The organism is Desulfovibrio sp., from assembly GCF_018379785.1.
In the GTDB taxonomy this organism is placed as follows: domain Bacteria; phylum Desulfobacterota; class Desulfovibrionia; order Desulfovibrionales; family Desulfovibrionaceae; genus Desulfovibrio.
This window is the reverse complement of sequence record NZ_JAGZUV010000089.1, coordinates 1-10,072: the sequence shown is the minus strand read 5'-3', so window position 1 is coordinate 10,072 and position 10,072 is coordinate 1. Positions and strand designations below refer to the sequence as shown.

9 protein-coding genes are annotated in these 10,072 nt (G+C 63.5%); 8 read left to right on the top strand and 1 reads right to left on the bottom strand.

Translation table 11 applies throughout. The features are described from left to right. On the bottom strand, window positions 1–1,270 hold a 1,270-nt coding region (locus KH208_RS14165), incomplete at its 3' end, for a hypothetical protein (protein WP_291437356.1). Between the two features lie 496 nt (window positions 1,271–1,766). Between KH208_RS14165 and KH208_RS14160 the strand changes: the two genes are divergently transcribed. The 8 genes from KH208_RS14160 to dinB all read left to right on the top strand — a co-directional run bounded on the left by KH208_RS14160 (window position 1,767) and on the right by dinB (window position 9,929). Next, a complete protein-coding gene (locus KH208_RS14160) occupies window positions 1,767–2,024 on the top strand; it encodes a type II toxin-antitoxin system Phd/YefM family antitoxin (RefSeq protein ID WP_062253884.1) in 258 nt (85 codons plus the stop codon). Window positions 2,025–2,026: 2 nt separating this feature from the next. After that, entirely contained in the window at window positions 2,027–2,287 is a 261-nt protein-coding gene (locus tag KH208_RS14155) for a Txe/YoeB family addiction module toxin (protein WP_291437354.1), read from the top strand. 202 nt (window positions 2,288–2,489) lie between these two features. Beyond that, on the top strand, window positions 2,490–3,671 hold the full coding sequence (locus tag KH208_RS14150; protein ID WP_062253881.1) for an aminotransferase class I/II-fold pyridoxal phosphate-dependent enzyme: 1,182 nt from the start codon (window positions 2,490–2,492) through the stop codon (window positions 3,669–3,671). Window positions 3,672–3,673: 2 nt separating this feature from the next. Beyond that, the gene (locus KH208_RS14145; protein WP_291437350.1) at window positions 3,674–5,029 is read left to right on the top strand and encodes a homoserine dehydrogenase; all 1,356 of its coding nucleotides are present in this window, start codon (window positions 3,674–3,676) and stop codon (window positions 5,027–5,029) included. Window positions 5,030–5,252: 223 nt separating this feature from the next. Continuing rightward, a complete protein-coding gene (locus KH208_RS14140; RefSeq protein WP_291437348.1) occupies window positions 5,253–6,410 on the top strand; it encodes an ATP-grasp domain-containing protein in 1,158 nt (385 codons plus the stop codon). Window positions 6,411–6,423: 13 nt separating this feature from the next. Continuing rightward, on the top strand, window positions 6,424–6,861 hold the full coding sequence (locus tag KH208_RS14135) for a secondary thiamine-phosphate synthase enzyme YjbQ (RefSeq protein WP_291437346.1): 438 nt from the start codon (window positions 6,424–6,426) through the stop codon (window positions 6,859–6,861). Next, a complete protein-coding gene (locus KH208_RS14130) occupies window positions 6,858–8,594 on the top strand; it encodes a cation:proton antiporter (RefSeq protein ID WP_291437344.1) in 1,737 nt (578 codons plus the stop codon). The genes KH208_RS14135 and KH208_RS14130 overlap by 4 nt, the downstream gene beginning before the upstream one ends. Window positions 8,595–8,681: 87 nt before the next feature. Beyond that, window positions 8,682–9,929, top strand: a complete 1,248-nt coding sequence (gene dinB / locus KH208_RS14125; RefSeq protein WP_291437342.1) for a DNA polymerase IV — start codon at window positions 8,682–8,684, stop codon at window positions 9,927–9,929. The last annotated feature ends 143 nt before the right edge of the window (window positions 9,930–10,072 follow it).

Genomic DNA, 10,072 nt, shown 5'->3' with positions numbered 1-10,072 from the left:
TTCTTCCCTCTTTATTGATCGACAGAGAATCACCGGTCAAAGTCAGATTCTGGACCTGAAGGCTGCCGTTGGCATCCACTGTAATCGATTTGCCGTCACTCTTATCGCCCAAAGTCGAAGTGGCCAGAGTGACATTTTCAGCCGTACCCAGACGAATCTTGGCATATCCGTTCTGGTCCGCGCCATCGCCATCAGGATCGTAACCGAGATAGACCTTGCCTGTCCCGGCCGTCAGATCTGTCAACGCCACATTGCCGTTCAGATTGAGTTCGCCTTCAACATGCAGGGTCCCCGCGCTGCTCAGCGTGCCGCCGCTGAGATTGTATTCCACGCCTCTATTGATGTTCAGCGCGCCGCCAGCCGCCACGGCCACCGTGCCGCCGGTCTGGTTGACCGTGGCGTCGCCGCTGGCCTTGAGGGCGTTGGCAAGGCCTTGTTTCTTGGCCAGCGCACCGGCCAGGGTCAGGTTGCCCTTCACGTCCAGCGTGCCGCCGTTGATGTTGACCGCATTGGCGGTCAGCACGCCATGTTTGGCGTCAGCCACGCTGATTTTGCCGTCGCCGGTGAGGGTCAGGGCGTTGTCCGCGCCGTAAGAACGCAAAATGGCGGCCTTGCCGCTGTCGCCGCCCAACGCCACTTCGCCGCCGCTGACAGTGACCTGGCCGCCCACCACTTGGCCGTAATCACCCACGGTGATTTTGCCGCCGCTCACGGTGGTGGCCGCGCCGTTCAGGCCGCCCACCAGCATGGCCCCGTCATCCCAGTTGGTGCCGCCGCCGATCTGCCCGGCAATGTCGGCCGTGCCGCCGCTGATAGTTACGGCATCCATCTGCAACTGGCTGTTGGCAATGGTCAGCGTGCCGCCGGTCATGCCAAAGGAGCCGGTCCAGGTGTCGGCCGCCTCGCTGGCGCTGTCCGTGGTGCCCAGCAGGCCGTGCGGGCCGGTATTGAGGGTCAGCGTGCCGCCGTCATTCAGGCTGGTCGCACCGCTCACATAGAGATGGCCGGAGTTGGAGCTGACGGTCAGGCTGTTGCCCGCGCCGCCGATGGTCAGGCTTTGGGCCTGCCCGCCGTTGCTCAGCGTTTCGGTGCCCGTAATCGTCACATCCTGATCCGGCCCCCAAGTAGGAGCCGCCCCGGCCATGCCCGCCGCGCCCACGGTCAGCGCGCCCGTCAGGGCCAGGCTGCCGAACAAGTTCAGCAGGCGGCATTTTTTAAGCACAGCCCGATATTTATTGACAAGATTGCCGATAGCGCCCTTCGTTAGCATAGCATACCTCCTAGGAGCATCCGCTCCTCAAGAATTCATACGGAGCCCAATGCTCCCTTCCTTTGCCGACAGATGTACTGTCGGTTTCCGGCTGGGCTTCGAGAATTTATGGGAGAGCTATCTTTTTGAAATAATGAGTATTTTTATAAAGTAGAAATTGGGAATTTTTTATTAGAGATATGCTATTGCAAATTTAGGGGGCTGAAAGTATCATTATTCAACAACTCATTGACAGTACATCTGTCGATGAGTTGTATACATATCCGCTGGATATGCGTGCGGACATTTTTGATATCTGTCGGAAGTGCAGTGTAACATGCCGTTTTTTCTGCTTTTCAGGTCCGGAATAACGCCTCTGGCCTGAACGGCCCCGGTGGAAGAGATGAGGGGATGCGGAGAGGGCGACACGTGGCCCGTTGCGCGCATTTCCTATGTGGGCAGAAGTTCTTGACATACTCTCTAGTTGTACATATTTTTGTACAAAATGGAGTTTGTCATGAGCCAGGCCATTACCTATTCCGAGGCCCGTCAGAATCTGGCGGAAACCATGAATCGCGTATGCGACACGCATACGCCCCTGATCATCACCCGACGCAAGTCCCAACCAGTGGTCATGCTTTCGCTGGAGGATTACAGCAGTCTGGCTGAAACCTCCTATCTGCTGCAAAGTCCCGCCAATGCCGAGCGGTTGCGGGCGGCCCTAAGCGCCGCGGCCAAGGGGGAAACCACGCTTCGCCGGCTTGAGGAGGCATAGGCGTGCTGCTTGCCTGGACGCCGCAAGCCTGGGAGGATTACCTCTACTGGCAAGGTACGGACAAAAAAATCCTCAAACGTATCAACGCGCTTCTCCGTGACGCCCTGCGCGACTTCGGTTCCGGGCTGGGCAAACCGGAAGCGTTGAAATTCGATCTCAACGGCTGCTGGTCACGCCGGATTGATCTCGCCCACCGCCTCGTCTATCGAGTGGATGAGCCCGCCGGGCAGCTCATTGTGCTGCAATGCCGTTATCACTACTGACGGCGTTCTTTCTCCGCTCCCGCCGCGCTTTCCCAGCAAATCCCTTTACAAAAAGACGCGCCGCTGGCTATTCTGCACGCCAAGCCGGGCCGCGCGCCGTGCGCGCCCGACCTCTGGGGCAAGGAAGCTTTGAAAATGTCTATTCTCAAAGTTAATCCGCGCCGGGGTCCGGGGGTCCGGTTCAAAACAAGCGAGAAGTACAATGGAAGAGTTTTCGCGTATCCAGCGCCTGCCTCCTTATGTCTTTGCCGTCGTGGGCGACCTCAAGATGAAGTTGCGTCGGCAGAATATCGACATCGTGGATTTCAGCATGGGCAATCCCGACATTCCCACGCCGGGCCATGTGGTGGACAAGCTGGTGGAGGCCGCGCAAAAGCCGGTCAACCACCGCTATTCCCTGTCCAAGGGCATCCCCAATCTGCGCAAGGCCGTCTGTGACCGTTACGCCCGCCTCTACGGCGTGGAACTGGACCCGGAACGCGAAGCCATCGTGACCATGGGCTCCAAGGAAGGTCTGGCTCACCTCTCCCTGGCCATGCTGGAGCCCGGCGATGTGGTGCTGGCCCCGGACCCCACCTATCCCATCCATAAATACGCGCCGATCATCGCGGGCGCGGACGTGCGCAGCGTGCCCATCGGCCCGGGACGCGACTTTTTCGAGGATCTGACCGCCGCCACCCGCCAGGCCTGGCCCAAGCCCAAGCTGCTTTTCCTCTGCTATCCGCACAATCCCACCACCGAGGTGACGGACCTGGATTTCTTCCGCAAGGTGGTGGCCTTCGCCAAGGAGAACGGCCTCTGGGTCGTCCATGACCTGGCCTACGCGGATCTGGTTTTCGACGGCTACAAGGCCCCCAGTTTCCTTCAGGCCGAAGGGGCCAAGGATGTGGGCGTGGAGTTCTACACCCTGTCCAAGAGTTATTCCATGCCCGGCTGGCGTGTGGGCTTCTGTCTGGGCAATCCGCGTCTGGTGCACGCTCTGGCCCGGATCAAGAGCTATCTGGACTACGGCATCTTCCAGCCTATCCAGATTGCTTCCACCGTGGCCCTCAACGGGCCGGAGGACTGCGTGCACGAAATTTGCGACATCTACCGCGAGCGCCGCGACCGCCTCATTGAGGGGCTGGGGCGCATCGGCTGGGAGGTGCCCTCGCCCAAGGCCACCATGTTTGTCTGGGCGCGCATTCCCGAGCCCTTCCGCAAGATGGGTTCCGTGGAATTTTCCAAATTGCTGCTGACCGAGGCGCAGGTGGCCGTATCGCCGGGGCTGGGCTTCGGTTCCTACGGCGACGAGTACGTGCGTTTCGCCCTCATTGAAAACGAGCACCGCACCCGGCAGGCCATCAGCAATATGCGCCGCCTGCTCTCGGGCGCGCCGGAGTAAGCATGACGAAAGCCAACGAAAGCAAACCCCTGGTGGCCGGTCTGGCCGGTTTCGGCACGGTGGGCGGCGGCCTGGCGCGTCTGCTCAGGGAAAACGCGGACATCATCCGCCGCCGCACGGGCCGCGACATCGTGGTCAAGCGCGTGCTGGTGCGCAACGCCCAGAAGGCCCGCAACGTGCCGCTGCCCGAGGGCGCGGAACTGACCACCGACCCGGCGCTGCTCACCGACGATCCGGATATCGATGTGCTGGTGGAGCTCATCGGCGGCATTGACCAGGCCCGCGCGCTCATCGACCGCGCCCTGGACCAGGGCAAGCATATCGTCACGGCCAACAAGGCCCTGCTGGCCGAGGAGGGCCTGGCACTCTTCCAGAAGGCCGAGCGCAAAAAGCGCATTCTGCGCTATGAAGCCAGCGTGGCCGGGGCCATCCCCATTGTCCAGGCCCTCAAGGAAAGCCTGACCGGCAACCGCATCGAGTCGCTGATGGGCATTCTCAACGGCACCAGCAATTACATCCTGTCGGAAATGACCTCCAACGGCCTGGATTTTGATCTGGCCCTCAAGCAGGCCCAGGAGCTGGGCTACGCCGAGGCCGATCCCACGCTGGACATCGACGGGCACGACGCGGCCCACAAGCTGATCCTGCTGATCCGCCTGGCCCACGGGGTCAATTATCCCTACACGGCCCTGTCCGTGCGCGGCATCCGGGGGCTTTCGGCCATGGACATCCGCCTGGCGCGCGAGTTCGGCTACCGTATCAAGCTCATCGGCCAGGTGCGCGAAGTGCGTTGCCCCGATGCGAAAAAGGACGGCAAGGATTGCGCGGGCGACGGTTTTGACCGTCCGGTCCGCCTGGAAGCCGGGGTCTTTCCGGCCCTGGTGCACCACACCTTTCTGCTGGCGCGCGTGGGCGGCGTGTACAATGCCGCGCGGGTGGAGGCCAACGCGGCCGGGGCGCTCTTCTTCCACGGGCGCGGAGCCGGGGATCTGCCCACGGCCGGGGCCGTGCTGGCCGATCTGATGGCCGTGGCCCGCGAGGAGCGGCCCAACAACACGGGCTTTGTGGGCAAGGAACTGCCCAAGGCCGCCATTGTGCCGCCCGAGGAATGGCGCTCCTGCTACTACGTGCGGGTCATGGTCCAGGACGCGCCCGGCGTGCTGCGGGACATTTCCGGCTGCATGGCCGCCGAGGGCATCAGCGTGGCCCAGATGATCCAGAAAGCGGATGAGGGCCAGGGCGTGCCCCTGGTCTTCATGACCCATGAAACATCGGCCAGAGCCATGAGCGACGCGCTCCAGCGCGCGGTGGACGCTGGTCTGCTCAAGGAACCGGCGGTGTATTTCAGGGTGCTGTAGAAAGCGGCACTGCGGCGGGTTCCGGAAAGGGCCCGCCGCTTCTCGTTTCGGCAGTGCCCGCAGTCCCATCTCCCCCCCTCGACCCCGCCCCGCAAGTCTGGCATTCTTACGGCTGCCCGCCGGGGCAGGTTTGCCCCCGGTCCGGCGCGCCGCCGCGGCGGCCGGAAGGCGGCGCATGCATGTTCAACAATCAGACAGTATACAGCGGAGCCACGGCCCAGCCATGATCATTCTCGATGAACCCTATGTCTCGCCGGAGCTGGCCGCCTACGCCGCCGCCCGGCAGGAATCCGTACTGGATAACGCCACGGCCCGCGCCTGCGCGCGCGAATACGGGGCGGCCCTTAATCTGGTGTCCGACGACGCCTTCGCGGCGCTCTGCCGGGGCGCGCCCCGCCTGTACACCTGTTCGGAAAACGCCCTGGAGTGGGTGTATAAAAAATCCGGCAACAACGCGCTGGTGGAACGCATCTGGCGGCTGAAGGACAAGGCGGCCTGCCGGGATCTGCTGGCCCCGCTCTATGGGGATTTTTTCTTCCGCCGGGTCACTCCGGCGGAGCTGGCGGTACTGCCCTTTGAGGAACTCAAGGTTCCCTGCGTGCTCAAACCCGCGGTGGGTTTTTTCAGCCTGGGCGTGTACAGCATTGAAAACGCGGCCCAGTGGGAGGCGGCCAAGGCCGCCGTGGCCGAGGACGCCGCCCGCTGGAGCGAGCAATACCCGCCCGAGGTTGTGGGCGGCGGCACTTTTCTGCTGGAGGAATACATCCAGGGCGAGGAATACGCCGTGGACGTCTACTTTGACGAGCAGGGCCGGGCCGTGGTCTGCGACATTCTGCGGCACGAATTTTCCTCGGCCGCGGACGTCAGCGACCGCCTCTACTATACGAGCCGGGAGATCATCGAAAGCCGCCTGACCGAGTTCGAAGCCTGGTTCAACCGGGTCAACGGCCTGTTGGGCCTGCGCAATTTCCCGGTCCATGTGGAGCTGCGCCGGGACGACAAGGGCCGCATCGCGCCCATTGAATTCAATCCCCTGCGTTTCGCGGGCTGGTGCTCCACGGATGTCAGCCTTTTTGCCTGGGGTTTCCACTCCTACGGCTGCTTTCTGGAAGGCAGGCGTCCGGACTGGGAACGGGCCCTGGCCGGCAAGGCCGGGAAGCTCTATACCCTGATGGTGCTGAACAAACCCGAGAACTGCCCGCCGGTGCAACGTTTTGACTACGACGCCCTGCGCCGGGATTTCGGCAAGGTGCTGCATTTGCGGCCCTGCGATTTCAGGCGCTTTTCCCATTTCGGCTTTCTGTTTACCGAAACTCCGGCGGACCGGCGGGAAGAGCTGGACCGCATTATCCGTTCCGACCTTACGGAATATATGCAGTAAGGACATGTTTTTTATGTACAAACTCGAATTCACTACCAACGCGCGTTGCGAAATGCGCGACATTACCCCGGAGCTGCGCGCCCTGGCGGGCCGCATGGCCCGTGAGCGGGGGTGGCGGCAGGGAGCTCTGGCCCTGTTCTGCCCGCATACCACCTGCGGTCTGACCGTCAACGAAGGCGCGGACCCGGACGTGCGGCGCGACATGCTGGCCTTTTTCAGCCGCCTCGCGCCGGAGCAAGGCGACTACCGCCATGCCGAAGGCAACAGCGACGCCCACATCAAGGCCAGCCTGCACGGCCCCTCCCTGCTGCTTCTGGTGGAGGACGGCGAAATCCGCCTGGGCACCTGGCAGTCCGTCTATCTCTGTGAGGGCGACGGCCCGCGCCGCCGTTCCCTCTGGCTGCAATGGCTGCCCGGTGAAAACGGAGAATGCGGGGAGGCCCGGCCATGAGCGGCACGCATGAAGTCACTCTGATCCTGACTCTGGCCGGTGGCCTTTCCGCCGCCCTGGTGCTGGGTTTCATCACCCAGAAGCTGCATCTTTCGCCCCTGGTGGGCTATCTGCTGGCGGGCGTGCTGGTGGGCCCGCATTCGCCGGGCTTTGTGGCTGATGCGGCCACGGCGGCCCAGTGCGCGGAGATCGGCGTGATCCTGCTGATGTTCGGCGTGGGCCTGCACTTCCATCTCAAGGATCTGCTGGCCGTGCGCAATATCGCCGTGGCCGGGGCAGTGGCCCAGATCGGCCTGACCACCGTGGCCAGCATGGGCATATTGTCCCTGTTCGGTTTTTCGCTCCTGGCCGGGGCCGTGTTCGGCATGTCCGTTTCCGTGGCCAGCACCGTGGTGCTGACCCGCGTGCTTTCCGACAACCACGCCCTGCACACCCGCACCGGCCATGTGGCCCTGGGCTGGCTGGTGGTGGAGGATCTCTTCACCATTCTGCTTCTGGTGCTGCTGCCCGCCGTGCTTACGCCCGAAGGCGGCATCAGCGGCGGCGGTTTCTGGTCCGCCCTGGGCCTGACCCTGCTCAAGCTGGCCGCGCTTTCCGTGTTCACCCTGCTGGTGGGCCAGAAGCTGATCCCGCTTTTCCTGGGCTATGTGGCGCGCACCGGCACCCGCGATCTCTTCACCCTGGCGGTCATCGCCCTGGCGCTGGGCATTGCCGTGGCTGCCGCGCTCTTTTTTGACGCCTCCATGGCCCTGGGCGCGTTTCTGGCGGGCATGGTGGTGGGGCAGTCCGATTTCAGCGCCCGCGCCGCCGCCGAAGCCCTGCCCCTGCGCGACGCCTTTGCCGTGCTCTTTTTCGTTTCCGTGGGCATGCTTTTCGACCCGGCGGCCCTGCTCAGCGACTGGCCCCTGATGCTGGCGACCCTGGGCATCATTATTGTGGTCAAGCCCCTGGCGGCACTGCTCATGACCACCCTGTTCCGGAAGCCTCTGCGTCTGAGCCTGTCCGTGGCCGTGGCTCTGGGCCAGATCGGCGAATTTTCCTTCATTCTGGCGGCCATGGGCATCAGCCACGGCCTGTTCGGACCGGAGGTGAACAACGCCATCATCCCGGCGGCCATGATTTCCATTACCCTCAACCCGCTGTTGTACCGGCGCATTGACGGCGCGGTCCGCTGGCTGGAGCGGCACGGCCCGGCCTGGCTCTCCCGCTCCCCTTTGCCGCGCCTCTCCGCCGAGGCCGTGGGGGCCGGCGGGACCGTCGAGGAAAACGAGCCCCATCGCGTGGTTGTGGTGGGTTACGGCCCGGTGGGCCGCAACCTCTGCCGCATCCTGCGCGACAGCGACATCACGCCGGTGGTGGTGGAAAACAACATCGACACGGTGCGCAAACTGCGCGCCGACGGCAAACCGGCGGTGCACGGCGACGCGGCTCAGGCCGAGGTGCTGCGCGAAGCCGGACTGGAACGGGCCGAGGCCCTGCTGCTGACCACGCCGTCCATTCCGGCCCGTGAAGTGACGCCCATTGCCCGCTCGGTCAATTCCGGCATCCGTATTCTGGCCAATACAGCCTTCCTGAGCGAGGCCCGTGCCCTGCGCAAGCTGGGCGTGGCCGAGGTCTTCAGCGGCGAACGGGAAGTGGCCCTGGCCATGTCCGAATTCCTGCTGCACGACCTGGGGGCCACGGACGCCCATGCGCAGAGCGAATTGCAGCGCCTGCGCGAGGAACTGGAATAGCCGTTCCATAGGAATTTTGCTCGCCTTCCTTGCCGGCGGGCAAAATTCCTATGGCACGGCCTTGCTGGGGGCAAAACCGGATTCACCATGATTCTGCACCTGGATATGGACGCCTTTTTTGCCGCTGTGGAGCAAATGGACAACCCGGAACTGCGCGGCAAACCGGTGATCATCGGCGGCGGCCTGCGCGGGGTGGTGTCCACGGCCTCCTATGAGGCGCGGGTCTTCGGCGTGCATTCGGCCATGCCCATTGTCACGGCCCGGCGGCTCTGCCCGCAGGGCATCTTTGTCCACGGCCGCCGTCATCGTTATTCCGAGCTTTCGCGCGCCATCATGGCGGCCTTGGGCGATTTTTCCCCTTTGGTGGAACCGGCCAGCATCGACGAGGCCTATCTGGACGCCACGGGCCTCACGCGTTTGTTCGGCCCGCTGGAAGAGCTCATCGCGCGGATCAAGGGCCGGGTGGCCGAGGTGACGGGCGGCCTGACCTGCTCGGTGGGGGCCGCGCCCGTGAAGTTTCTGGCCAAGATCTGCTCGGATGTGAACAAGCCCGACGGCGTGTTCATCCTGCGGCCCGAGGCGGTGGATGATTTCCTCCTGCCCCTGGAAGTGGGCCGTCTGCCCGGCGTGGGACGGCGCATGGTGGAGAGCCTGCGGGACCTGGGCATTGTGACCGTGGCCCAGTTGCGCCGCTACAGCCCGGAATTTCTGGAAAAGCGCTACGGCAAATGGGGCCGGGCCCTGCATGAGCGGGCCTGCGGCATTGATCCGCGCCCGGTCACGCCCGAACGGCCCATGAAAAGCGAGAGCGCGGAATGCACCTTTGAGCGGGACACCTGCGACCGGGAGTTTCTGGTCCGCATGCTTCTGGCCCACGCCGAGCGGGTGGGCGCCTCGCTGCGGCGACACAAGCTCAGCGGCCGGACCATTACCCTGAAAGTCAAATTCGCGGATTTTCGCCAGATCACCCGGTCCCGCACTCTGACGGAAGCCACCAACGCCACGGAGACCATTTTTGAGACCGGCCGGGAACTGCTGCGTGAACTCAAGCTGCCACAGGCCGTGCGGCTCATCGGCCTGGGTGTTTCCGGTTTTGAGGAGAATCCGGTCCAGCTTCTTCTGCCGGGCCGGGATCTGAGCAAGGCGCTGGGCAAGGGCGGCCATGATCCGCAACAGGAGGCCAAACGCCGCAAGCTGGACCAGGCCCTGGACACGCTGCGCGGGCGTTTCGGCAAGGAGGCCGTGCAGCGGGGCAGGCTGTTCCGGCCGGGCGAGGCTGGCACGGAGGAAAAGCCGGGCAAAGCGAAAAAGGGCGGCAGGGCGAAAAAAACGTGAAGTTCCGGCAACGCGACGAGTGCCTGGCGGGCGCGCCGGGAGCCCTAGGGCCTGTTAACACTAATTGTCAAAACGTTCTTCATGGGTTAACTTTGCCCTATGAAGATATCCAAAGAACAATATGAACGCATTGCGGATAGCTT